The following is a 24,847-nucleotide window of genomic DNA, read 5'->3' as shown; positions in this document are numbered from 1 at the left end:
CGTAAATGCCCGATTGGTGAAGGCTAGTAATCAGTGGGGATGAATCCTCCCACCGATTAGAGTTTCACTTTATTTTGAAACGAATAACCTTGCTGTATTCCGCTATTCATTATAGCAACATCGCCTGCAAAATTACATAAAAAAACAAACCCTTTTATGAAAGGGTTTGTTCATTGTCTACATATTCAGCTATTTTTTGAACAACGCCAGGTTCAAGTTGCTCTAATACTGAAGCCGCTTGTTCTAAAGCTGCATCGTATTGGTATTCACGGAATAATTTCTCAGCATAATTTAAACTTTCTGCTAGGTTTTCATCATGACTGCGGTAACGGTTACCGTACTGAATTAATTTTTCCACTAAATATGCTTGTCCAATTAACTCTTCTGTCATTTCAGCTACATCGTTCACAGTTGTATATGCTTCTTCTAAACTGCTATTTACAGCGTTCATATTTAACGGCTTCACTTCTAATTGTTCATATACAGCTTGCATTGCCATTTGCCCTCTTTTTAAATCTTCCATAATACTCTCTGGAAGACCTGGCAAATTCGACTTTTGCATAAAGCGTTTCGTTTCGAAAATAGTATTTCGCATTTCTTGTAACTTCTCACGCGCTTCAAATTCTTCTTTACGCATCGCTTGCAGCATTTCTTTATATTCTGCATGAAGTACTTTTAACGTTTCACATTGCTCATAAACCTCTTCTAGTTCCTCACGAATAATAGAGAAGGCAATATCTTGTTCAGCAACGCGTAATTGCAACATTTCAAAACGTTTCGTTAAAATGTGCATTTGCTTTTCAATTACTTTTTGAGACTCAATATCCTTATCTTGCAATTGATAGCTTTGTTTCACAAGTTGTGTTTCTGTTTTCGTTTCAATCGTTTCGATGCGCATTTCTTCTAAGTCATCATAAACAGAAAGTGTTTTTTGCTCCACATAATGTCTCGCATGTACTTCTTGTTCCAGCTGATCGTAGAACCCATCTAAACGTGTTTTTAAGTTTTCTACTTTTTCAGCCGCTTCTGTTATATGAAGCTCCTGTATATCCATTAAACATGTTTGTAGTTGTTTCGTCATATCGCGAACTTCTTTAGGGACTTCCAAATAATCTAATACATAACCTTGTCTTACCATATCATTATGTCCGTGTAATAAATCTTCCAGTTGAACTGGTAACGTCGCTTGACACTCTACCAATAAATCTGGAATTTGGTGAATAATGATTTCTAAATCTGCTAAACCTTCTTCCAAACTAATGACAATTTCTCTCGCTTTTAAATAGTCGCCATTGTTTGTTGCTTCTTCAAAGGTTTTAAATTTCTCAGATTCAGCGTCTAACATCTCTTCGATTTTCTGCTCTGCTGCTCCATACATATGTCTATGAGCAAGAACACTCTTTTTCATACTACGATATGTATCACGTAACCCTTCAATTTCCGAGCTATTTTTCTCATGGCTTTCTAACAATTGCTGTAATTCATTTAAAATGTCCGTAATACGATTATCAGCGTCATCTAAACCACTTATGGATTCGTTCATCGCATGCTTTGCTTTTCGGAAGGAGAATTGCGAGGCGAATTTTCGCGCTTGCGCTAAATCTTTGTCAGCTTTCGGAAGGGTTGTTGATACAATTTCATCCCATTCTTCACGCCATTTACCAAACAGTTCTTCTGTTTGACCCGTCATGTTTAAATCTTTTACCCGTTTTAGTTCATCTGCCACAGGTTTATCTTTTATCTCTTGTTTCCACTGCTCCAGTGCTTCAATATCTTTATATGAACGATTTCTTATCACAAGCTCTATCATGAGCAGCACTAGAATAGAGCTTACTACAATGATAACGATCGTCAGGATAGAATCCATGCAAAAAAGCCTCCTAGTTATATCTCTTTTTTTGTCCGTTCCGTTTATGAAATGGAAGGCATTATGTATAAAAAGGGAATTCCCCTATATTTAACAACTAACAATGTACTAATCATACCATGTAATGGTTTGTTTTTGACCTAGTTTTTTTTAAAATTTCATGTTTCTTTCAATGTGATTGTAATCTTTCTCAATATTCCGCCTACCTCACTACCTATCCTCAAATGATTGTAATAACAAACAATCTTTCGTATGGGATACGAAATAAATTTTCCGCATGAGTGGTGGTTCAACAGAAATTACATGTACATTTCCTTGCCTTACAGACTGCTCTACTGCCCTTTCTGGAAGTAACGTGATACCAAGGCCAGCTTTTACCATTGCAAGCATCGGTTCTGCGTAAGATGTTTCCACAGCTATAGTTGGTTTTACACCTATTTCATGAAACATGTTCATAATCATTTTCCTTACATCACATATTTCTGGATATACAATTAATTTTTCATTGTGCAGCTCTTCTATTTGAATGACTATCTTCTCTTTGTACGGATGATTAGTTGAAACGGCACAAACAATTTTCTCTTGTTGTACTTCTTTTATATACGTAGCCCCTTCTACTATTGAATCGATGAACATCGCGTCAATCTCCCGCGCTTTAAATAAATCTCTTAATACTTCCGTATGCCCGATTTGCCATTCCAATTCGAACTCATCACCTAATATATCTTTACATTCTGATATGTAATGCTCTGCTAAACTCGGTAGTATACCAATTGAAAATTTCTGGTTCTCTTGATATCCCCTCATTTCTGTTTTCACTTCATTTATTTGCTCCAAAATCGGTAGCATTCTTTTTATAAATAACTCTCCTGCCTCCGTTAACTCTACTCCTTGCGCAGAACGCTTAAGTAAAGTAACCTCTAAATCCGCTTCTAACTTTTGAATTTGTTTACTAAGCGCTGGTTGAGATATATGTAAAATCTTACTTGCCTTTGATAAACTTCGCGTATGCTTCACTTCAATAAACGATCGTACTGCCTCCAAATCCATCGTACACACCTCTAACAAAAAGTTATAACCGTTATAAGAAATCTCTATTTCCTCCTATAAACAATTACTCTTTATACTTATTTCATCAACTTACTATAACGAAATGTAAAGGGGAAAGATACTCTTGAACAAAAAACAAATGCTACTCGGATCCTTTCTATGCTTACTCGCCGTCACTGCCTGGGGATTTATGTTTCCTGTAATGGCAAATGCTCTGCAATTTATCGATCCGTTCTTCTTCACAACGATTCGCTATGGATCAGCAGCTATTATTTTTCTTATTTTGCTATTAATTACTGAAGGAAAGACTTCGCTCAGTTTAGAAAAAAGAACACTTTCTCTATTCTTTTACGGGACAGTCGGTTTCGCGGGGTATGGTTTTCTCGTTTTCTACGGACAACAACTTGCTGGACCTTCCGGAGCAATCCATGCAGCTATGATTCAATCCCTTATGCCACTGATTGCCTTATCACTGCAATGGATAACGAAAAATTGCCGCCCACAAAACTATACATTCCTTTGTATGTTCGTTGCATTACTTGGTGTTATGCTTGTCATTTCAAAAGGAAATATTCACTTATTATTTGGAGCTGCAAGCCACTTATCAACAAACATATTGATGCTATGCGGCGTTACTTGCTGGGTCATTTATACAAACGGGGGTGCTCGTTTTCAATCTTGGTCACCACTTAGGTACACGACATTAACTTGTTTATTTGGCTCCATTTCACTCATCGTTATTGTTACTTTCTTAACGTACACAAATATAGTTACTATGCCGTCACTGCATACAGTTGTGAGCGTTCGTTTTGAGCTCTTTTATATGTCGATTATCGCAGGCGTTATCGCTGTATTTTGCTGGAATATGGGAAATCGCTATATTTCATCTATTAACGGCATATTATTTATGAATTTAGTTCCTATCCTTGCACTGATCGGTTCTATCTTTCGAGGTTATACAGTCGATAAAATTGAAATCGCTGGAGCAGCATTAACAATTATCGCGCTATTATGTAACAATTTATGGCAAAGAAAAGTAAACATAAAAATCCCCACCTCAGTTCGTTAGGTGGGGATTCTTCACATATGAACAGCTCTTGGCCATTCATGGTACATATTCGCTTTACATAATGCTTGTTCCATCCATTGCTCAATCTCTTTCGTATACATTTCTATGAAAAATGTCTCAGATGGGAAAGAATGCAGTACTTCTGATATATATTGTGGATATAAAAACGGCATATTTATCATACCTTTTAATTGCGTCATAAACATTGTAAATGATACTTTCTGAAATTCTTGTTTCATTTGTCCTTGTCTAATCATTTGTTCTATATAATATCTTTCTTTAGAAAAATAAACGGTCATCACTTCACGAATTAATGTCGTATCAAGCGAAAGCTCTCGGTAGAAGAAACGTGTTAGTTCTCTATTTTCAAATTGATATCGTAAAATCCCGCGCACCATTTGCACCATCACATCTTTAGCCGACAAATACTCTCTCTGTTCAAACGACATTTCAATCACATGAATATATCCTTCTAAAAAATCAGTAATAAGCTGTTCTAATAAACCTTGCTTCCCAGCAAAATAATATGAAATATTCGCTACATTCACATCCGCTCGCTTTGCAATGTCTCGCACCGACGTTCCATCATAACCTTTCGTATTAAACAACGATATTGCCGCATCAATTACTTTTTGTTTCGTCTGCTTCATGCGCTCACTTCCCTTCAATGAACAGCTATAGTTTAAATTTCTTGACTTTTAAGACAAATTCCTTTAATTTTCTATCGACAAAGTCATGTGAAATACATCGTATTTTGCCAATATTTTACACATCTCGATAAAAAAGGAGCTGTTTCCATGTTTACTAAAGAAAGTTATGCAGGATCTCGCGTGCAGCAATATGAGACAGTAATTAAACAACTGGATGCGTTATTAACTGGCGAATCAAACGTAGTCGCAAACTTATCAAATGCGTCCGCATTATTAAACCAATTTTTAGATCGCGTTAATTGGGTTGGCTTTTACGTAACAGAAGGAACTCAGCTTGTTCTTGGACCGTTCCAAGGAATGCCTGCTTGCGTGCGCATTCCATTTGGACGAGGCGTTTGCGGCGTAGCAGCTGAAACGAAAACAACACAGCTTGTAGCAGACGTTCACCAATTCCCAGGTCACATCGCTTGCGATAGTGCTTCTAATTCAGAAATCGTTGTACCGATTGTGAAAGAAGGAGTTGTCATTGGTGTACTTGACATTGATAGTCCTGAAAAGAATCGTTTTGATGAAGTAGATCAGCGCTATTTAGAAAAGTTTGTGGAAACACTCCTAAAACATATGTAAAAAGAAAAGAGCGAGTTATCGATTTAGTACGTCCTGTACAAAACCGATAGCTCACTCTTTTTTATTGATTAACAGTAGATATTTTCTTTAATGCCTGCTCTAAATCAGAAGCGATATCCTCCCACGATTCTAAACCGACTGATAAGCGTATTAAATTATCGAAAATGCCCATTTCTTTTCTTAGTTCAGCTGGAATCGCAGCATGCGTCATCGTTGCTGGATGCTGAATTAACGTTTCTGTATCTCCTAAACTCACCGCAATTGTAATAAAGTGAAGATCATTAATAAACGCTTGCGTCTCTTCTTTTCCGCCTTTTACTGAAAAAGAAATAACACCGCCCCCGTGTTTCATTTGACGAGATGCTAACTCCCCTTCTGGATACCAAACACCTTCTACCGCATCATGTTTTCTTAAGAACGATACAATTTTTTCTGCATTATCACAATGACGATCCATTCTTACTGCTAACGTCTTTAACCCGCGTAATAATAACCACGCATCAAACGGCGCCATAATACCGCCGATATCCTTTCGCATCGGGCGAATCTTTTCAGCTAATGCTTTCGTTTTACAAATTGTTACGCCCGCTACAACGTCACCATGGCCTCCAATATATTTTGTCGCACTATGCACAACAGCGTCACAGCCAAGCTCAAGCGGTCTTTGTAAATAAGGTGAACAAAATGTATTATCAACAATAACAAGTAAGCCTTTTCGCTTCGCAACCCGAATCACTTGTTTTAAATCAATTAATTTCATTGTCGGATTAATTGGTGTTTCAACGAAAATAAGCTTTGTATTTGGGCGAATTTTATTTTCAATATCAACCTCTGTCTCCATATCACAAAACGAATGCGTAATCATAAATTTTTCTTCTAACACTTCTAAAAAACCGTACGTACACCCATATAATCCATTTGAACAAATAATATGATCTCCAGCCTTTAAAAAACCAATTAAAGTTGCTGAAATAGCTGCCATACCAGATCCGAAGGCAAGCGCCTCTTCTCCTCCTTCTAACACCGCCATACGTTCTTCAAATAATTTCACAGTTGGATTTCCAAGCCGTGAGTAAATATAAGATGGATCCACTCCCGCAAAACTCGCCTCTCCTTGCTGCGCAGTTTCAAATGTAAATGTAGAAGTTTGAAATAAAGGTGGTGTTAAACTTCCTTTATGTTCCTCAGGTAAATAACCGTGGTGAATTAACGCTGTCTCCATATGCTTCTTTTTCATAAAAACATCCCCCTTATGTTTTTATTGCCGCATATTCATCCATAAAAATTTGATGAACGTTTTCCTTCATTTTATGTAAGCGTTTTATTTGTGTTTCTATCTCTTCTTCTATATTGTTTTAAATTCCTTCTTATATTAATTCCCAAAATTTTTATGCATAAAACAAAAACGTACTCGCTTGACGAAACTCTGGGTAAAAGATATAATAGCGTTTGTGTAAAATAAAAAGGCAGCCTTGTAATGTGAGTTTATCGTTTGTATTTTGTTCCTCTACGGAGGTGTATCTCGTAACTCCCTGCTGCTGGAGCGAAGGTACATGAAAACAAAATGCCCGTAAATATCGATTACGTCTGTTTTTATTTTACGTAAATAAAAACATTTTTAAAGGAGGAGTCAACTATGGCTCGTTATACAGGTCCAGCTTGGAAACTGTCTCGTCGTCTTGGAATCTCTCTAAGCGGCACAGGAAAAGAATTAGAAAAACGCCCTTACGCACCAGGTCCTCACGGTCCTAACCAACGTAAGAAACTTTCAGAATACGGTTTACAATTACAAGAGAAACAAAAACTTCGTCACATGTACGGCATGACTGAGCGTCAATTCCGTCGCACATTTGACCAAGCAGGTAAAATGCCTGGTAAGCACGGCGAAAACTTCATGATCCTTCTTGAAGCTCGTCTTGACAACTTAGTTTACCGTATGGGCTTAGCTCGCACTCGTCGTGCAGCTCGCCAATTAGTAAACCACGGTCACATCATGGTTGATGGCGCTCGCGTAGATATCCCATCTTACCGTGTAAAACCTGGTCAAACTATCAGCGTTCGCGAAAAATCTAACAACCTTGTTGTTGTTAAAGAAGCGATCGAAGTTAACAACTTCGTACCAGAATACTTAACTTTCGATGCTGACAAATTAGAAGCTACTTACACTCGTCACGCTGAGCGTGCTGAGTTACCAGCTGAAATCAACGAAGCATTAATCGTAGAGTTCTACTCTCGTTAATGACAAAAAGCCAATCCTGTGGATTGGCTTTTTTCAATTCCCTCATTATTTTTATATCCTACATAACATAAAAATCCCAATACCCTATACTCCCATCTAAAACAAAAAGAATAACCTCCCTGTTTCCATAAAGAACTCTGTTATATTATGAATTTTCACGGAATAACAATAATATTAAAGGTTTTTAAACTTTATAACGAGGAGACATTGATATGGAATTCAGAAATGACAAAAACAAAATAGCTAACCAAATTTTAGAACGAACAGAGTACATAACTAATGAAGAAATGACCAAGCAATCATTAATTATTCCTTTTCTTCAAAAACTAGGTTATGACGTTTTTAATCCTTTAGAAGTTAGACCTGAGTATGTTGCAGACTTCGGAACTAAGAAGGGAGAAAAAGTCGATTATGCGGTTTTTAAAAATGGGGTTCCAATTATTTTAATCGAGGCAAAATCTGTAACAGAAAATCTCCTTAAACACGATGCACAACTATCTAGATATTTCAATGCCTTACCTGATGTCAAAGTAGGGGTACTAACTAATGGTGTAGAATACAAGTTTTATACTGATTTAACAAATGACAATGTGATGGATGAAAAACCTTTCTTCACATTCAGCATGGATAATTTAACTAATTTAGATATTGAAACGATTGAAACTTTTACAAAAGAAAATTTTGAAGCTGAAGAAATCGTAAAATATGCTGAAGAGCTTATTTATATGACCAATTTAAACTCTACAATTAAAGAACTATTTAAAAATCCTTCAGATGACTTCCTTCGTTTTCTAATTAGAGACTTTAGCTCAACTAGAATTACAAATAACGTTTTAGAGCGATTCCGACCAATCGTTAAAAAAGCAATTAATCGAACACTATTAGAAATAATCAGTGATGGTTTAACACCAAAAGAAACAAAAACATCGGAGAAAATAGAAACAAGCCTAGTTGCAGCTGCTTCTACCGAAATAATTGAAGACATTAACAAAGAAGACAAAACAGATAGAGTTTTCACTACAGAAAATGAACTAACCGCATTTAACATTGTTAAAGGGATTTTAACTGAGCATCAAAGAGATATCAATAACCTCAAATATAAAGATACCATTAGTTATTTTTGTATCATGAATCGTGTAATCACAAAATGGTTTATACGTCTCTTCCTTGATGGCGATGCAAAATCCTTAGTTGTAAGACTCGATTTAGAAGCTACTAAACAGCTATGCCCTAATTTTGTGGTTGAACAAGCCCCAAAATCACAGGGAGTGAGTAGAATTTTTATTGATAACGTTAATGACTTAAAAGATCTGGAAGCACTTATTACTTCGTGCTATGATCAAATTTTAGCTAATGTTTAAAAGAGAAAAATGTACGCTCTTTTTCCAACAACCTGACAAAAAGCCAATCCAATGGATTGGCTTTTGAAGTTTATATATAAAATAAAGTTATTTATTTTCCTCTTTTTGAACATATACATAAGCATCTTTCTGCTCTTTATGTATATCAACCTTCGAATTCTCTGCAAGTTGACCCGCGTTTAGCAAAGAAAAAATAATCAATGCTTCTAGTGACATTTCGTTTTACCACTCCTTTCTAATTGTTATACGTTTATCATACCGCTTACATGTGATTTCCGTATGAACTCGAAAAGGAGATTACAACAAAAAGGTTACAGGCATACGAATGCACGCTATAATAACCATAAAATAGGAGGTGGATTCTTTTTGACAATAAACCAAATGGTTCAACTCGGAAGTTCATTTATGTTGTTTATTACTTCAGCACTTATAAGTTGGTATCAGGGGAGTAATCTAATAGATTATCCTGATGAATGGAAATATAGCGCTAAGTTTACGAATTACTTTAAAGGTACCGTTTCAAATTACCAAGATATTTATCAAATCGATTTCTTTATATATGCGGCAAAATTTTATCCAACAGCATTTGTTGTTATGCTCATTAGCTTACTTTATATGCTCATATTAATTCTTCATATTCTATTTACAAGAAAAGATCAGGCAATCTAAATTCATACATAAAAACCCCGAATCATAGACTTTTCAGCCTACAATTCGGGGTACTATTTGTTTTATATTCGTTTCTGATTAGTAACGAATTAAGAAATATTTCTTCTTACCGCGGCGAATGATTGTGAATTTACCTTCGATGCGGTCGTTTTCTGTTACAACGTAGTCTAATGCTTGTGTACGCTCACCGTTTACGTAGATTGCGCCGTTCGTTACATCTTCACGTGCTTGACGTTTTGATGGAGAGATTTTGCTTTCTACAAGTAAGTCGATTAATACTGTATCTTCTGCAGTACGTTCTACAGATGGTACGTCTTTGAATCCTTGCTCGATTTCGCTTGCAGTCAGTTCTGCTACAGAACCGCTGAATAATGCAGCTGAAATTTTAATCGCTTGCTCTAATGCTTCTTCGCCGTGAACAAGTTTTGTCATTTCAGAACCTAACGCTTTTTGTGCTGCACGTTTTTCTGGCGCTTCAGCTACTTGCTTTTCAAGCTCAAGAATTTCTTCATGAGATAAGAATGTGAAGTATTTTAAGTATTTAACAACATCGCGGTCATCTGTGTTAATCCAGAATTGGTAGAACTCGTAAGGAGTTGTTTTCTCTGGGTCTAACCAAATTGCGCCGCCTTCTGTTTTACCAAACTTCGTACCGTCAGATTTTGTAACAAGTGGAATTGTTAAACCGAATGCTTTCGCATCTTCTTCTGATTTACGGATTAATTCAAGACCAGCTGTAATGTTCCCCCATTGGTCACTACCACCGATTTGCAGACGGCAATTATGTTGTTGGTATAAGTTTAAGAAGTCGTATGATTGTAAAATCATGTAACTGAACTCAGTGAATGAAATACCAGTTTCTAAACGAGATGCTACTGTATCTTTTGCTAACATATAGTTTAAACCGAAGTTTTTACCGATATCGCGTAAGAATGAAATGACATCTAAGCTACCAAGCCAGTCGTAGTTGTTAGCCATCGTTGCTGGATTGTCCACGTTTTCAAACTCTAAGAAGTTTGAAAGTTGGTTTTTGATGCTTTCTGTATAGTAAGCAACTGTATCTTTCGTATTTAATGTACGCTCTGCTTTTTTACCACTTGGGTCACCGATCATACCAGTACCACCGCCAACAAGTGCGATTGGTTGATGACCAGCTAATTGGAAACGACGTAACATTAATACTGGTAACATATGACCGATGTGTAAGCTATCCGCTGTCGGGTCGAAACCACAGTATAATTTAACGCTTTCTTTTTCTAATAATTGCTCAAGGCCCTCAGCATCTGTTTGCTGATTAATTAGACCGCGAAATTCAAGATCTTGTAAAATACCCATATCCTACATACTCTCCTTTAAGTTCATTACTGGCGTGAAAGTTGAAAACATAAAAAAATCGCCCCTTCAAATAAGGGACGATTTTGATTATCGCGTTACCACCCTAGTTGCAGGCAAAAAAAAGCCTACCACCTTATTTACATAACGGCTTAGCACCGTCTTTTCCCTTTTGAATACAATTCAATCGAAAAAAGATGCTCTAGGGGCGTAATTCGCGATCATCTATGTGCTGATTTTCACCGGCCATCAGCTCTCTAAAACAGGGAAATGATCACTACTTCTCCCTTTCCACGCTCAATTATTCATATACTTTTCTTTATACCATCATTTATATAGGCGTGTCAAATAGAGGTGGAATTTCACTTCTCTCCAATCCTTTACAACGTCGCAAAGAGTAATTTATTAGATATAAAAAAGCCTCCCTCATCTATTCTTTCATAAATGTATACAGGTGAGGAAGGCACTTCGTTCAAATATTATTTTAGTTTTTTTATAATCTTTGCAGGATTCCCGCCAACTACTACATTATTAGGCACATCTTTCGTTACGACAGCACCAGATGCGATCACCGCATTGTCTCCAATTGTTACACCTGGATTAATAATTGCTCTTCCGCCAATCCATACGTTATCGCCAATTGTAACTGGTTTTCCGTATTCTGATCCGCTTATACGCTCTACCGGATCAAGTGGGTGCGTTGCTGTATAAATGTGAACACCTGGAGCTAACATACAGTTCACTCCGATTGTTACCGGGCATACGTCTAAAATCGTACAGTCAAAGTTCGCGTAAAAATTTTCACCGACATGAATGTTATAGCCGTAATCACATCTAAAAGAAGATTCAAGATGAATATTATCTCCTGTCGTTCCGAATAATTCTTTTACGATTTCGCTACGCTCTTTCAATTGCTCTTCTGGCGTATCATTTAATTTTCTCGTTAATATACGTGCTTGCTCTCTTTCTTGTACTAAAACTGGATCAGCCGGTATGTACATTTCTCCTAGTATCATCTTTTCCTTTTCTGTTTTCATCATACTACCCCCTTTAACTTATATATATAAGTTCATGATATCATAAAAAAGAAAGGCCTGAACATTTTTCGTTCAGACCTTTCTCTCTTAATCTTCCATCGTTGATAAGTCACCTGTTGGTAAGTTTAACTCCCACGCTTTTAATACACGGCGCATAATTTTACCACTTCTCGTTTTCGGTAATTTATCTCTAAATTCAATTTGTCGTGGCGCTGCATGAGCTGCTAGGCCTTTCTTTACAAATTGACGAATTTCTTCTTTTAATTCATCAGATGGTTCGTATCCTGCTCGAAGTGCGATAAATGCTTTAATAATTTCGCCGCGCACCGGATCAGGAATACCAATTACACCAGCTTCTGCAACAGCAGCATGCTCGATTAATTTGCTTTCTACTTCAAATGGACCAACGCGCTCACCTGACGTCATAATTACATCATCAATGCGTCCTTGGAACCAGAAGTATCCATCTTCATCCATATAAGCAGAGTCACCTGATACGTACCAATCTCCCGGCATAAAGTAAGATTCATACTTTTGCTGGTTATTCCAGATTCCACGCATCATCGCTGGCCAACCTTTACCAATTGCTAAGTTACCCATTGTGTATGGAGGCACTTCATTTCCTTCATTATCAACAATCGCTGCTTTCACACCTGGAATTGGTTTCCCCATTGAACCTGGACGGATTTCCATACAAGGGTAGTTACAAATAACTTGTCCACCTGTTTCTGTCATCCACCACGTATCATGAATACGAAGTCCAAATGCGTTCATACCCCAGCGAATTACTTCTGGATTTAACGGTTCACCCACGCTTAATACGTGACGAACTTGTGATAAATCATATTTTTTAATTGCGTCTTGTCCAGCACCCATTAACATACGGAACGCTGTCGGCGCACTATACCAAACTGTTACACCGTAATCTTGCAGCGCTTCATACCACACTTCTGGACTAAAGCGTCCACCTAAAACAACATTTGATGCCCCAACTAACCACGGTGCGAAAATACCGTAAGCCGTTCCAGTTACCCAGCCTGGATCAGCTGTGCACCAATATACATCGTCTTCTTTTAAATCTAATACCCATTTCGCCGTTTGATGGTGCTGAACCATTGCGTTCTGCGCATGTAGAACACCTTTTGGTTTACCGGTAGAACCAGACGTATAATGTAGAATCAAACCGTCTTCACGGCCTAACCATTCAATATGTAATTCTTTTGAAGCTTGTTCGAATAAAGGATTGAACGCTACCGTTTTACCGCCTTCTTCTACATTATCTCCAACAAGGAAGACTGTCTTTAAAGCTGGTAAATCATTTAATGGTACACGCTCTAACAATTCAGGCGTTGTAATTAACACCTTCGCTTCGCTATCTTCTAAACGATCACGAACTGCGCCTTCCATAAATGCTTCAAATAGCGGACCAACGATTGCCCCTAATTTCACTGCACCAAGAAGTGCGAAATATAACTCTGGGGAACGCGGCATAAAAATAAAAACGCGATCGCCTTTTTCTACATCGCCATAATTTTTCAGGACGTTTCCTGCTTTATTAGAAAAATCCTTCATTTCCTTAAATGTATACTTCTCTTTTCGAGATCCATCTTGATAATAAAGAGCTACTTTATTCTTTCGATCGGATTTCGCATGCTTATCAATTGCCTCATACGCCATATTCACTCGGCCTGTCTCATTCCAAGTAAAGTTTTTATTAACCTCTTCCCAGTTAAAATTCGCGTATGCCTCATCATAATTCGGCAAATTATTTTCTCCTTTAATGACAGGAAGCGTTTCTACTTTCATACTTTACATCCCCCTCCTATGTATTCTATTATCTATTATAATAACATTATTTAAAATTTTCAGTATATTTGTTGATTTTTAGACAAATTTTTAATGACAAATTTCGATTCACATCGCATATATTATAAAGTACGATATTAATAGATTCACAAACCCTCAAGGTGGTGAGCAATACATTGATTCATAAAAAAATATATAATGCCAGAAACTTGAAAACAGCGAAAGGCACTTTAATTATTGAAGGTCCTGTCTCTACACATAACTTAGAAATGTATGAATTTCATCCAGATTTAGTTGCGTTTCGTCCTGCCGAGCAGCAATATAAAGCAATTGTCGAAATTTCTAAATTACCAGAAGCTCGTCTCATTATTGCTAGACATGACCAAACGATTGTTGGATATGTTACATACTTGTATCCTGATCCACTTGAACGATGGTCAGAAGGAAAAATGGAAAACTTAATTGAACTCGGGGCGATTGAAGTTGTCCCTGCCTTCCGCGGTTGCGCTGTCGGAAAGAACTTACTAGAAGTTTCAATGATGGACGATTATATGGAAGATTACATTATATTGACGACTGAATATTATTGGCACTGGGATTTAAAACAAACAGGCTTAAATGTTTGGGAGTACCGAAAAGTAATGGAAAAGATGATGAATGCCGGCGGGTTACAATGGATGGCTACAGATGATCCTGAAATTTGTTCACATCCCGCCAACTGTTTAATGGTCCGCATCGGTAAACGCGTTGATACGGATTCTATTCAAGCTTTTGATCGTCTACGTTTTCACAATCGTTTTATGTATTAATAAAGGGGGCAACTGGAATGATTGTAGAAGAAATTATGAATCAAAATGTAGTGACACTACATCCAAACGATACAATCGAAACAGCAATCCGAACGATTCGCACGAAAGGCATTCGGCACATTCCAATTGTCGATCAAAATAATCACGTCGTAGGCATTATTTCTGATCGGGATGTAAGAGATGCAAGTCCGTCTATTCTAGATGAACAAGTTTCACTCGATATGCTACAGCAACCGCTCGAACTTATTATGAAACATCCTGTAATGACTTGCCACCCTCTCGATTTCGTTGAGGAAATTGCTACTTTATTTTTTGAAAATAAAATTGGCTGTCTTCCTGTTACAAAGGCTGGGAAGTTAGTTGGAATTATTTCTGAATCTACAGTACTGCACACGTTAGTAAAATTAACAGGAGCACATCAACCAAGTTCGCAAATTGAAATTCAAGTAAAAAATGAACCTGGTATTCTTGGAAAAGTCGTTGCTATTTTTAGTGAGTTACAAATAAATATCGTGAGCGTTCTCGTCTACCCAGCAAAAGATGAGAATGATAAAGTACTCGTTTTCCGCATTCAAACGATGAATCCTCTAAAAGTGATTGATGCACTTGAAGCAGAAGGCTACCGCGTATTATGGCCAAACATCATGGGGATGCAAGCATGAGTAGCGCGTTTATTTATTCGGATGATTTTCTGGGCTATTCATTTAGCCCTGATCATCCTTTTAACCAACTGCGCGTCACACTTACGTATGATTTATTACAAAAGGGCGGTTTCATCTCTCCCTCTCAAATCATCTCACCACGGATGGCTACAGATGAAGAGATTGCCTACGTTCATACAGAGGAGTACATAAATGCGGTAAAACGTGCTGGAGAAGGAAAGTTAGAAAAATCAATTGCGATGACATATGGACTCGGAACAGAAGATACACCGATGTTCCCAAATATGCACGAAGCAAGCGCATTGCTCGTTGGTGGTACGTTAACAGCTGTCGATGCTGTTCTTTCCGGGAAAGTAAAACATGCACTTAATTTGGGCGGCGGCTTACATCACGGCTTTCGCGGCAAGGCATCTGGCTTTTGTATTTATAACGATAGCTCCATCGCAATGAAATATATTCAAAAGAAATACGGTTTACGCGTCTTATATATTGATACAGATGCTCATCACGGTGATGGCGTACAGTGGTCGTTTTATGATGACCCTAACGTATGCACCGTTTCACTGCATGAAACTGGTCGCTATTTATTCCCTGGAACTGGCGCTGTAAACGAACGTGGACAAGGTAATGGTTATAGTTATTCTTTTAACGTTCCACTCGATGCTTTTACAGAAGATGAATCGTTTTTAGAATCATATCGAACTGTTGTAAAAGAAGTTGCAGCGTACTTTAAACCGGATATTATTTTAACGCAAAATGGTGCTGACGCACATTACTACGACCCACTTACACATCTTTGTGCGACAATGAATATTTACCGCGAAATACCGAAGCTCGCTCGCGAAATCGCTAACGAATATTGCGACGGTCGCTGGATTGCTGTCGGCGGCGGTGGCTATGATCACTGGCGCGTCGTTCCAAGAGCTTGGGCACTCATTTGGCTCGAAATGAACAACATCCAAAACATCTCAGGTTATCTCCCTCCAGAATGGATTGAAGCTTGGAAAGAACAAGCAGAAACAGAACTTCCCCTCACATGGGAAGATCCAGACAACATGTATAAACCTATCCCCCGTAAACCAGAAATTGAAGAAAAAAACGCATTAACTGTAGCGAAATCCCTTGAAATTATTCGGAATAATATGACAAAATCTTTATACTAAACGAAAAGGAGGCTCGTTTTTGAATAGCCTCCTTTTATTTAAAGCTTGCTATTATTGTCGTTTTCTGTCGGTAAGTCGATATATTTTAATAATCGCTGATATATTCCGAGTTGCGCCGATATATTTTGATAATCGCTGATATATTCCGAATTGCGCCGATATATTTTGATAATCGCTGATATATTCTAATAATCGCTGATATATTTTTATTTCATAACAGTCTGGCCCAACTTTTATGAGAAAAGGTCGTGATATTATGTGGACACAACAAATAATCAACACGAAACGTGGCACATTTGAACTTTTTACAAAGGGAAATGGTGAACCTCTTTGTATTACACATCACTATTCACAATTTAATGAAACTGGTGATTACTTTGCGGATGTTTTCACTGCTACGCATCGTGTATTCCTCATTAACTTACGAGATACTGGTCGCTCTGTAACCGCCCAGTCAGAAAACGAATTAAGCATGATTGAAACAATCCACGACTTAGAAGCCATACGAGAAGCATTACAACTTCCAACATGGCATTTCGCCGGTCATTCAACAGGTGGTATGCTTGGACTTTTATATGCGATTACATATCCAAATTCCTTACAATCATTAGTCGTAGCAGGCGCTGCAGCAAGTAACTATACCGAAACACCATTTTGCATTTATCACCCAGCACATCCACAGTTTCATTATATGCAAAAACTCATCGAAAACTTAAAAAGCTCTCACCTTACAAATGAAGAACGAAAAGAACTATCTACTGAGAGAACAAAATTATCATTGTATAAACCAGAAAACTACAACTCTTATTTTTGTAAACCAATCCAAAAAACTATGTCCGCTAGCCGGATGAACGTTTTTAATAAAGAGTATCCCTCATTTGATTTAAGAGAAAATTTACCTTCCATCCAAACAAATACACTTATTATATGCGGAAGACATGATGTACAGTGCCCGATTCAATATTCTATCGAGATGCATAAGAGTATACGTAATTCTATCTTTATTCCATTTGAGGAGAGTAACCATTATCCTTTTTTAGAAGAAGCTGCTCAGTTTACTTCTACTACTCAAACATTTTATAAAGTGAAACTTTAATCAGTGAGGGTTTTGTTCATCCCCCACTGATTATTAGTTGAACCAATCGGGCTTTTACGGGCAGTTGATCCCCCACCTTACTTCTTTGCTTTCGCTGAATTTTGAGGTGGGGGTCTTACTGCCCGTTAAATGCGGGATAAATCATTACGCCAGTACCGTTATTATTAAGGAAAGCTCACAGCCTCTATGAGACTATGAGCTTTTTTCAAAAGAAGTATTTCAACTAGTAACAATTAAAAGAAGAACACACAAAACCACTAAACCTAAATCAATAAATACTGCCTTTTTATCTCCTTCTTTTAAACTTATTAGAAAACTAGAAACTATTTTAATTGCAAAAAAGACCATCATAAATAACCAACCAAAATGATCATTTGTATAATCTTCATCATAAAACATTTGTATTGCACCGATAATTAATAAGATAAGTATGATATTGGTTCCAATCTTTAAAGCCTTGTTTGATTTATTATCTTTTAATGTATCTCCCAAAATGTAGCACGCCCTCTCACACTCTCCTATGTTTTATCTCTCTTTATATTTTAACATAAATTACCTATTTTCCCCTTTTGATCACATAAAAAAACCTGCCAAAACTTTGACAGGTTCCCTACACATTAAAACGATAACCAGCTCCCCATACCGTTTCAATGTATTGCGGGTGAGCAGGATCTCTTTCAATTTTTTCACGTAGTTTTCTAATGTGGACGACAACAGTGGCTAAATCACCAGCGGAATCTAATCCCCAAATGCGTTCAAATAACTGTTCTTTATTTAATACTTGGTTTGGATGCGTTACAAAGAATGTCAATAAATCAAATTCCTTCGTTGTAAACGCGATTTCTTCATTGTTTATAAAAACTTTCCTCGCTCGTTGATCGATAGAAATTCCGTGAATATATAGCGTATCACGTTGCTTACTCACATTTCCTAATAATCTTTCATAACGGGCAATATGTGCTTTTACTCTTGCGACTAATTCACTCGGGCTAAACGGTTTCGTTATATAATCATCCGCTCCTAATCCGAGTCCGCGAATTTTATCTATATCTTCTTTTTTTGCTGAAACAAGTAAAATCGGGATATCTTTTACAGCACGTATTTGTTTACAAATTTCGAATCCGTTCATTTTCGGAAGCATAATATCTAAAATAATTAAATCATAGTCTTCTTGCAAGGCTGTTTGTAAACCTATTTCTCCTGAATGCTCTACATCAACTTGGAAATCATTAATTTCTAAATAATCTCGCTGTAATTCTGCAATACTTACTTCATCTTCTATTAGTAAAATTCTTTTCAATTTACTCACCACATTCCTCTACTTTTTCCAATGAGAAGAAAATGCTTGTCCCTTTACCAAGCTCGCTTTCCGCCCAAATTTCCCCGCCATGTTCTTCAACAATTTGCTTCGCTATTGCTAAACCAAGTCCACTTCCACCTGTGCTAGAATTCCGCGATTGTTCTGCACGATAAAAACGTTCAAAGATATACGGCAATGTATCAGATTCTATACCTGATCCATTGTCCATCACTTTCACAATAACTTTATTATTATCACTCGATACTGTTACAGTAATTTTCTTCTCTTCTTTATCCATGTATTTCACACTATTATGAATTAAATTTGATATAACTCTATTGATCTTTTCGCAATCAGCCGTTACATATAGTGGTGATGCATGTAATTGTAAGTTAACTTCTATACCTTCTTTACTTAAATCCATTTGCATCTCTTCGATTAACTCTTGCATAAACATATTTAATTCAACCGTTTCAAACTGAAAGGGAACTCGATTCAAATCGAGCTTCGAAAACAAAAAGAGTTCATCAATTAGTGTGTCCATATGTTTTGCCTTCGTATGGATAGTTGTTAAATACTTATCCATTTTTTCTGGCGTATTTGCTACCCCGTCCTTTATTCCTTCTACATATCCGATAATTGATGTAATCGGTGTTTTTAAGTCATGAGAGATGTTTGAAATAAGCTCTTTTCTATTTTCTTCATACTGTGTTTGCATCTCTATCGATTCTTTTAATCTCTTCCTCATTTCCTCAAATCCTTGATTTAATTGCCCTATTTCATCGTGTGATGTAACTGGTATTTGAAAATCTAAATTTCCTTCTTTAATTTTCTCCGTTGCGCCTTTCAATACAAAAATTGGTTTTATTACACTTCTTGAAACGAGGTAACTTAATAATCCAATGAGTAAAATGGCTAGTAGTAAGAGAGATACGAATAAGATTGGAAATAATTTTTGTGTAAGATCTACAAATGAACTTTGCTTTTTTAGTACAAATATACTTCCCTCTTCTTCCTGAGGAAAATAAAAATCAAACTTTACATATCGATAAAATGTATCGCCTAGTTCCGTTGTACCACGACTATTAATATTTGCCGCTTCAAATTTCGGAAGGGCTTCTTTTAAAGATACACTTTCAAATACGTTTGAAGCATATGAAAGTGTTTCTCCTTTTCTTACTACTATTTTCACACCCTCTTTTTCTATTGCTGAGACAAACGACTCATCTAACAATTGAGATTGATGCTGTTTAGCTGCTGACTTCAACTCAAGATAGGCATTCTCTTCTTCTAGTGTAAGTGGCTTTTGAATATAAGAACTTTTATAGAAATTTTTTACTGCTTCCAAGTCACCTGTTATCGAAAAAACGATTAAAAATCCCGCGACTAATATAAGCGTAATGGAAACGAGGATAACAGCAATATAAGAAAATAAAAACCTTGTTTTAATAGACATATCTTAAATCCTCACTTTATCAAACCTTATTATTTATAAGCATAAAAATATATGTTCAATTACTCAAGCAATTTTATAGTAATTTTAGCGTCAGTTTATAAAAATTTAATGTTCCTATTTTACAGTTGAAATTAGGAGGTTGAAATTCCATGTTCAAAAAAACATTCAGTATGATATGTTGCGTAATTTTTTTACAAGGATGCTCGCAAGAACAAGAAGTCAAAAAGGAGATGACAAACATGGAGACTGCACTACTAGCAGCTACTGAAAAAAATGAAACGAATACTGTTATATCTTTACTAAAACAAGGTGCAAATATAAATGCGACGGATAATCAAGGACGTACCCCTCTTATGATTGCTACATACAAAAATGATGTAAAAACCGCAAAAGCACTTATCGAAGCTGGTGCTGACGTAAATATCCAAGATGACATGAAAAACAATCCCTTTCTATACGCCGGTGCGGAAGGTTACTTAGACATTTTAAAACTAACAATTGATGCTGGTGCAGATCCTACGATTACAAATCTTTACGGCGGAACAGCTCTTATCCCAGCCTCAGAACATGGCTATATTGACGTTATAAAAGAACTCCTCACTCGAACAAATATTGATGTAAATCATGTAAATAACCTGGGATGGACAGCTTTAATGGAAGCCATCGTACTAAGTAACGGAAACGAAACACAGCAACAAGTCATTCGCCTTCTTATTGAGCACGGCGCAGATGTAACTATTCCAGACAACGATGGTGTTACCCCGCTAGAGCATGCTCGTGCTCATAACTTTGAAGAGATAGAGAAGATTTTGTTAGAAGGGAATAAGTAAAAAGCTATTTTTTGCCTTCCTCCCCCACCCTATGCTACATTTAACCCGTTACATTACTATTAATAGGGTGGGAATACACATGAACAAACCTAAAATTGGGATGATTGGACTTGGAAGTATTGCGCAAAAAGCCTACCTTCCAACACTTACAAAAGAAACAGATTGGAATTTTGTAGGGGCGTTTACACCTAACGCTGAGAAAAGAAAACAAGTTTGCCAGCAATACCGTATTCAAGACTTTCATTCTATTGAAATGTTAGCTTCGGAATGCGATGCAATCTTCGTTCATAGTTCAACTGCTTCACATTATGAAATCGTTTCTGAACTTCTGAAAAAGGGAATCGACGTTTATGTTGATAAGCCACTAGCAGCTACAGTGGAACAAGCTGAGCAACTAGTCGAGTTAAGCGAGAAGTATAACCGAAAATTAATGGTCGGATTTAATCGCAGATTCGTTCCTATGTATGTCGCTGCCAAAGAACAGGCTAATGATATTTCATGGATTCGAATTGAAAAGCATCGTACAAATAAAGTCGGGCCATATACGTACGACTTCACTATGTTAGATGATTATTTACACATTGTAGATACTGCTCGCTGGTTAGCTAATGATGACCTTAACGCCGTTCACAATATGATACAAATCAATGAAAAGAATGAACTTCTTTACGGACATCATACATATACAACTCCAAGTGGACTATTACTTTCTACTGCAATGCATCGCCATGCCGGTACTAATTTAGAACAAATTGAACTTGTAACGCCAGGGAAAATCATTCGCGTAAAAAATATGAATACATTTGAAATTGAACAGGAAAACTCAGTTTCACAAAGTGGTTCCCCATCATGGGATACGACGTTAAAACAACGTGGTTTTGAAGATGCTGTTCGTCATTTTATTGAATGTGTACACGGAGATACAAAGCCTGTTGTAGATGGATTAGAAGGATTAAAAACGCAGCAACTATTGCAATCTCTACTAGATAATGTAAGCAAAAATTAAAACGGATACATTTTTCAGAATTTACTTTCATTCCCATTCCCCCTTTATTTCTGTCACAAATTTCTATAGAATATGTTGATAGGAATTATAAATTTCATAATGAATCGTGGAAAGGATGGGATTAACACATGTGGAACGAGTTTAAAAAATTCGCCTTCAAAGGGAATGTAATCGATTTAGCTGTCGGGGTTGTAATCGGTGCTGCATTCGGTAAAATCGTTAGTTCTTTAGTAAAAGATATCATCACACCATTACTTGGTATGGTATTAGGTGGCGTTGACTTTACAGATTTAAAAATTACATTCGGTAAATCATCTATTATGTACGGTAACTTCATCCAAACTATTTTTGATTTCTTAATTATTGCAGCGGCTATCTTTATGTTCGTTAAAGTATTCAACAAACTAACATCTAAGAGAGAAGAAGAAAAAGAAGAGGCACTTCCGGAACCAACAAAAGAAGAAGAACTTCTTGGCGAAATTCGTGACTTATTAAAGCAACAAAATTCTTCTAAAGATAGAGCATAATTGAACGGATAAAAAGGCATGTCCCCAAGGGGACATGCCTTTTCTATATGCTATAACGTTTCCGAATTCATATGAATAAATAAAATAATACCAGCAACCATAAGTACCATAATGCTACCTGCAAATAGTGTAATACCAATAAACATTAAACTTTTGCTCATATCTACTGATACACTTTCAATAAAAATAGAAATTACATACGTGATAAGGGCAATTCCTGCAAGAATACTTCCTGGAACAAATCGCTTTAAACCATTTTGTTTTAACGTCATATATGCAAAAATAGCAGTCATACAAAGCGTAATTATCCAAAGAACGATCATCTCTTTTCCCCCTCACAAGCCTTTTCTTTCTATTATACATGACATTGCCCTATAATAGTTATTTTTACACTTATGTGACATATAACAAGGAATCATACAATCTATAGAGAACTCTTCCAGGTAAGCTATATACTAGGGAGGATTTCAATTGGAAGATGATATTGTAGGATATTTTAAACGCACTTCACAAACATGCCTTGAACATAATTTACGAAGTCCTGAAGAACTTTTTGCATTTTGGAAAAGAAATTGACCACTAGAAAAATATGGATATCCCTCATGTGAATTGATATAATTACCATATACAAATATCCTTTGTAAGGGAGTGTTCATAATGATTTGGATTTCACTAATCGTATTAGCTTATTTCATCATTCTCGTCCCAATACAGTACAACTACATTAAAATGCTCAAAGAAAAACAGAAAAAAATGAATGTCTCACAAAACGAACTATATGACAATATGTCTTATGAAGAATCCCAAGTACATTACCATTATCAAAGTAACGTATTTACAATACCTGCTTCGCTTGTCGCAAGTATTGTTTATAAAGTGAAACATGCAGCATAATATGTACGCTGTAAAATTATTGTTTGAGTCTGTTCATTCTAGTGAGCCTAATTCTACGAAAATTGATGGGCATTATGAAGAGAATCACAATACACTTTTTGAAGAAAGCATTATTCTTGTTAAAGCAAACAGTTTAGAGGATGCTCACGAACTTGGTAAAAAAATTGCTATGCAATCTGAAGATACGTACGATAATATGTACGATGAGCAAGTAACGTGGACGTTTCGAAAAGTGTTGCATGTGTTTGAATTAGACGATACCCCCTTTAAAACTGGAAAAGAATTGTACGCAAGATTTTTACACGTTAAGAAAAATAAAGCGGTGGATACAGTCGTACAAAAATACTATCCTGAATCCGAATAAAAGCTCACAGCAAATGCTGTGAGCTTTTTTATACTTACTTGGTTGAATCTCTAAATTGGATACGGTGAGGTAAGATAACAGTGTGATCTTCCACTTTTTCTTTGTTCATATACTTTGTTAATAAACGCATTGCTACTGCACCGATATCATACATCGGTTGAACAACTGTTGAAAGCTGCGGACGAACCATTAATGCAAGACGTGTATTATCGAAACCAAGTACTTCTACGTCAGTTGGTACGTTTAATCCAGCGTCTTGTGCTGCATGGATTACACCTAGTGCCATTTCATCAGAAGACACGAAGATTGCTGTTGGCTTTTCATCATTGCTCCAAAGCTTTTCGAATGCTTCAATACCTGAATCATATGTGTAATCTCCATCGATTACAAGATTTTCATCATATGAAATACTTGCTTCTTCTAGAGCTTTTTTATAACCTTGTAACTTCTTCGCACTTCCTGCTTTATCAATGAAAGGACCAGAGACGAAACCGATACGCTTATGTCCTTGCTCAATAAAGTGCTTCATTGCATCATAAGCTGCTTGTGTATAATCAATATTTACTGATGGCGTTTCATTTTGCTCATCAAATGACGCTGCTAATACAATTGGTACTGGAGATTTTTTAAATTCTTCAATGTGAATGTCTGTAATATCTTCACCCATGAAAACAATTCCGTCCACTTGTTTTCCAAGCATCGTATTTAATAAATGGAACTCTTTCTCTTTGTTTTGATCAGAGTTACTTAAAATGATGTTATATTTGTACATTGTTGCGATATCTTCAATTCCACGTGCAAGTTCTGCATAAAACGTATTTGAGATATCAGGAATAATAACACCTACTGTAGTTGTCTTCTTACTTGCTAGTCCACGTGCTACCGCATTTGGGCGGTATCCTAAACGATCAATTGCTTCTAATACTTTCTTTCTTGTTGTAGGCTTTACATTTGGGTTACCGTTCACAACGCGTGATACGGTAGCCATTGAAACGTTTGCTTCGCGCGCTACATCATATATTGTTACGTTCAT

Annotated in this window: 27 protein-coding genes and 1 other annotated feature; of the genes, 14 read left to right on the top strand and 13 right to left on the bottom strand. The window is 36.6% G+C overall.

What is annotated here, in order from left to right; genetic code table 11:
- Positions 1 to 154: 154 nt before the first annotated feature.
- Together ezrA and AC0OM3_RS00360 are read right to left on the bottom strand one after the other, a co-directional pair.
- Complete coding sequence (ezrA, locus tag AC0OM3_RS00365) at positions 155 to 1,867, bottom strand: septation ring formation regulator EzrA (protein ID WP_000377300.1); 1,713 nt, start codon at positions 1,865 to 1,867, stop codon at positions 155 to 157.
- A 210-nt stretch (positions 1,868 to 2,077) separates the two neighbouring features.
- Positions 2,078 to 2,917: a LysR family transcriptional regulator gene (locus AC0OM3_RS00360; protein ID WP_000362521.1), complete on the bottom strand. Its 840-nt coding sequence runs from the start codon at positions 2,915 to 2,917 to the stop codon at positions 2,078 to 2,080.
- A 124-nt stretch (positions 2,918 to 3,041) separates the two neighbouring features.
- On the opposite strand from AC0OM3_RS00360, the gene AC0OM3_RS00355 reads away from it, so the two are divergent.
- Positions 3,042 to 3,986, top strand: a complete 945-nt coding sequence (locus AC0OM3_RS00355) for a DMT family transporter (protein WP_002181039.1) — start codon at positions 3,042 to 3,044, stop codon at positions 3,984 to 3,986.
- Positions 3,987 to 3,997: 11 nt separating this feature from the next.
- Here the strand turns inward: AC0OM3_RS00355 and refZ are convergent, their stop codons facing one another.
- Entirely contained in the window at positions 3,998 to 4,636 is a 639-nt protein-coding gene (refZ, locus tag AC0OM3_RS00350; RefSeq protein ID WP_000814921.1) for a forespore capture DNA-binding protein RefZ, read from the bottom strand.
- 147 nt (positions 4,637 to 4,783) lie between these two features.
- On the opposite strand from refZ, the gene AC0OM3_RS00345 reads away from it, so the two are divergent.
- Entirely contained in the window at positions 4,784 to 5,263 is a 480-nt protein-coding gene (locus tag AC0OM3_RS00345; RefSeq protein ID WP_000494343.1) for a GAF domain-containing protein, read from the top strand.
- Between the two features lie 61 nt (positions 5,264 to 5,324).
- Here the strand turns inward: AC0OM3_RS00345 and megL are convergent, their stop codons facing one another.
- A complete protein-coding gene (gene megL / locus AC0OM3_RS00340; RefSeq protein WP_474210984.1) occupies positions 5,325 to 6,500 on the bottom strand; it encodes a methionine gamma-lyase in 1,176 nt (391 codons plus the stop codon).
- Positions 6,501 to 6,899: 399 nt separating this feature from the next.
- On the opposite strand from megL, the gene rpsD reads away from it, so the two are divergent.
- Together rpsD and AC0OM3_RS00330 are read left to right on the top strand one after the other, a co-directional pair.
- Positions 6,900 to 7,502, top strand: a complete 603-nt coding sequence (rpsD, locus tag AC0OM3_RS00335; RefSeq protein ID WP_000135311.1) for a 30S ribosomal protein S4 — start codon at positions 6,900 to 6,902, stop codon at positions 7,500 to 7,502.
- 212 nt (positions 7,503 to 7,714) lie between these two features.
- On the top strand, positions 7,715 to 8,863 hold the full coding sequence (locus AC0OM3_RS00330; RefSeq protein WP_474210983.1) for a type I restriction endonuclease: 1,149 nt from the start codon (positions 7,715 to 7,717) through the stop codon (positions 8,861 to 8,863).
- 87 nt (positions 8,864 to 8,950) lie between these two features.
- On the opposite strand, the gene AC0OM3_RS00325 is transcribed toward AC0OM3_RS00330, so the two are convergent.
- Positions 8,951 to 9,079 carry a hypothetical protein gene (locus AC0OM3_RS00325; protein ID WP_000050940.1) on the bottom strand — a complete coding sequence of 43 codons (129 nt, stop codon included), beginning with the start codon at positions 9,077 to 9,079 and terminating at the stop codon, positions 8,951 to 8,953.
- A 63-nt stretch (positions 9,080 to 9,142) separates the two neighbouring features.
- Between AC0OM3_RS00325 and AC0OM3_RS00320 the strand changes: the two genes are divergently transcribed.
- Positions 9,143 to 9,532, top strand: a complete 390-nt coding sequence (locus AC0OM3_RS00320; RefSeq protein WP_081114006.1) for a YjdJ family protein — start codon at positions 9,143 to 9,145, stop codon at positions 9,530 to 9,532.
- Between the two features lie 78 nt (positions 9,533 to 9,610).
- Here AC0OM3_RS00320 and tyrS read toward each other — a convergent pair whose 3' ends face one another.
- The 3 genes from tyrS to acsA form a co-directional block, all read right to left on the bottom strand.
- The gene (tyrS, locus tag AC0OM3_RS00315; protein ID WP_000512092.1) at positions 9,611 to 10,867 is read right to left on the bottom strand and encodes a tyrosine--tRNA ligase; all 1,257 of its coding nucleotides are present in this window, start codon (positions 10,865 to 10,867) and stop codon (positions 9,611 to 9,613) included.
- Between the two features lie 70 nt (positions 10,868 to 10,937).
- Positions 10,938 to 11,167, bottom strand: a binding site (T-box leader).
- Positions 11,168 to 11,343: 176 nt separating this feature from the next.
- Positions 11,344 to 11,904 carry a maltose acetyltransferase domain-containing protein gene (locus AC0OM3_RS00310; RefSeq protein ID WP_002026426.1) on the bottom strand — a complete coding sequence of 187 codons (561 nt, stop codon included), beginning with the start codon at positions 11,902 to 11,904 and terminating at the stop codon, positions 11,344 to 11,346.
- Between the two features lie 84 nt (positions 11,905 to 11,988).
- The gene (acsA, locus tag AC0OM3_RS00305) at positions 11,989 to 13,707 is read right to left on the bottom strand and encodes an acetate--CoA ligase (RefSeq protein WP_474210982.1); all 1,719 of its coding nucleotides are present in this window, start codon (positions 13,705 to 13,707) and stop codon (positions 11,989 to 11,991) included.
- Between the two features lie 176 nt (positions 13,708 to 13,883).
- Here acsA and acuA point away from each other — a divergent pair, with 176 nt between their 5' ends.
- From acuA to AC0OM3_RS00285, 4 genes are all read left to right on the top strand, one after another.
- A complete protein-coding gene (gene acuA / locus AC0OM3_RS00300) occupies positions 13,884 to 14,516 on the top strand; it encodes an acetoin utilization protein acetyltransferase AcuA (RefSeq protein WP_000581396.1) in 633 nt (210 codons plus the stop codon).
- Positions 14,517 to 14,533: 17 nt separating this feature from the next.
- Positions 14,534 to 15,178, top strand: coding sequence for an acetoin utilization AcuB family protein (locus AC0OM3_RS00295; protein ID WP_474210981.1), 645 nt, complete (start codon positions 14,534 to 14,536; stop codon positions 15,176 to 15,178).
- A complete protein-coding gene (gene acuC, locus AC0OM3_RS00290; RefSeq protein ID WP_474210980.1) occupies positions 15,175 to 16,341 on the top strand; it encodes an acetoin utilization protein AcuC in 1,167 nt (388 codons plus the stop codon). The genes AC0OM3_RS00295 and acuC overlap by 4 nt, the downstream gene beginning before the upstream one ends.
- 235 nt (positions 16,342 to 16,576) lie before the next feature.
- Positions 16,577 to 17,437, top strand: a complete 861-nt coding sequence (locus AC0OM3_RS00285) for an alpha/beta fold hydrolase (RefSeq protein WP_474210979.1) — start codon at positions 16,577 to 16,579, stop codon at positions 17,435 to 17,437.
- A 219-nt stretch (positions 17,438 to 17,656) separates the two neighbouring features.
- On the opposite strand, the gene AC0OM3_RS00280 is transcribed toward AC0OM3_RS00285, so the two are convergent.
- The 3 genes from AC0OM3_RS00280 to AC0OM3_RS00270 all read right to left on the bottom strand — a co-directional run bounded on the left by AC0OM3_RS00280 (position 17,657) and on the right by AC0OM3_RS00270 (position 20,193).
- Positions 17,657 to 17,929: a hypothetical protein gene (locus AC0OM3_RS00280; protein ID WP_000502923.1), complete on the bottom strand. Its 273-nt coding sequence runs from the start codon at positions 17,927 to 17,929 to the stop codon at positions 17,657 to 17,659.
- Positions 17,930 to 18,047: 118 nt separating this feature from the next.
- Entirely contained in the window at positions 18,048 to 18,737 is a 690-nt protein-coding gene (locus tag AC0OM3_RS00275; RefSeq protein ID WP_033673118.1) for a response regulator transcription factor, read from the bottom strand.
- A gap of 1 nt (position 18,738) precedes the next feature.
- Complete coding sequence (locus AC0OM3_RS00270; RefSeq protein ID WP_474210978.1) at positions 18,739 to 20,193, bottom strand: sensor histidine kinase; 1,455 nt, start codon at positions 20,191 to 20,193, stop codon at positions 18,739 to 18,741.
- Between the two features lie 149 nt (positions 20,194 to 20,342).
- Between AC0OM3_RS00270 and AC0OM3_RS00265 the strand changes: the two genes are divergently transcribed.
- From AC0OM3_RS00265 to mscL, 3 genes are all read left to right on the top strand, one after another.
- Entirely contained in the window at positions 20,343 to 21,023 is a 681-nt protein-coding gene (locus AC0OM3_RS00265; protein WP_000475117.1) for an ankyrin repeat domain-containing protein, read from the top strand.
- Between the two features lie 79 nt (positions 21,024 to 21,102).
- A complete protein-coding gene (locus AC0OM3_RS00260) occupies positions 21,103 to 22,029 on the top strand; it encodes a Gfo/Idh/MocA family protein (protein ID WP_001039692.1) in 927 nt (308 codons plus the stop codon).
- A gap of 128 nt (positions 22,030 to 22,157) precedes the next feature.
- Positions 22,158 to 22,556, top strand: coding sequence for a large-conductance mechanosensitive channel protein MscL (mscL, locus tag AC0OM3_RS00255; protein ID WP_000266999.1), 399 nt, complete (start codon positions 22,158 to 22,160; stop codon positions 22,554 to 22,556).
- Positions 22,557 to 22,606: 50 nt separating this feature from the next.
- Here mscL and AC0OM3_RS00250 read toward each other — a convergent pair whose 3' ends face one another.
- Complete coding sequence (locus tag AC0OM3_RS00250) at positions 22,607 to 22,879, bottom strand: DUF3917 domain-containing protein (RefSeq protein ID WP_000636586.1); 273 nt, start codon at positions 22,877 to 22,879, stop codon at positions 22,607 to 22,609.
- A gap of 334 nt (positions 22,880 to 23,213) precedes the next feature.
- Here AC0OM3_RS00250 and AC0OM3_RS00245 point away from each other — a divergent pair, with 334 nt between their 5' ends.
- Together AC0OM3_RS00245 and AC0OM3_RS00240 are read left to right on the top strand one after the other, a co-directional pair.
- Positions 23,214 to 23,450, top strand: coding sequence for a DUF3949 domain-containing protein (locus AC0OM3_RS00245; protein ID WP_000637900.1), 237 nt, complete (start codon positions 23,214 to 23,216; stop codon positions 23,448 to 23,450).
- A gap of 1 nt (position 23,451) precedes the next feature.
- Positions 23,452 to 23,814, top strand: coding sequence for a DUF4288 domain-containing protein (locus AC0OM3_RS00240; RefSeq protein ID WP_003302999.1), 363 nt, complete (start codon positions 23,452 to 23,454; stop codon positions 23,812 to 23,814).
- Positions 23,815 to 23,848: 34 nt separating this feature from the next.
- Here the strand turns inward: AC0OM3_RS00240 and ccpA are convergent, their stop codons facing one another.
- Complete coding sequence (gene ccpA / locus AC0OM3_RS00235) at positions 23,849 to 24,847, bottom strand: catabolite control protein A (RefSeq protein WP_001103300.1); 999 nt, start codon at positions 24,845 to 24,847, stop codon at positions 23,849 to 23,851.

The sequence above is a fragment of the Bacillus sp. FAU20 genome, from assembly GCF_056033865.1.
The sequence above is the reverse complement of the archived record's forward strand: the minus strand, read 5'-3'. Positions and strand labels throughout refer to the sequence as shown.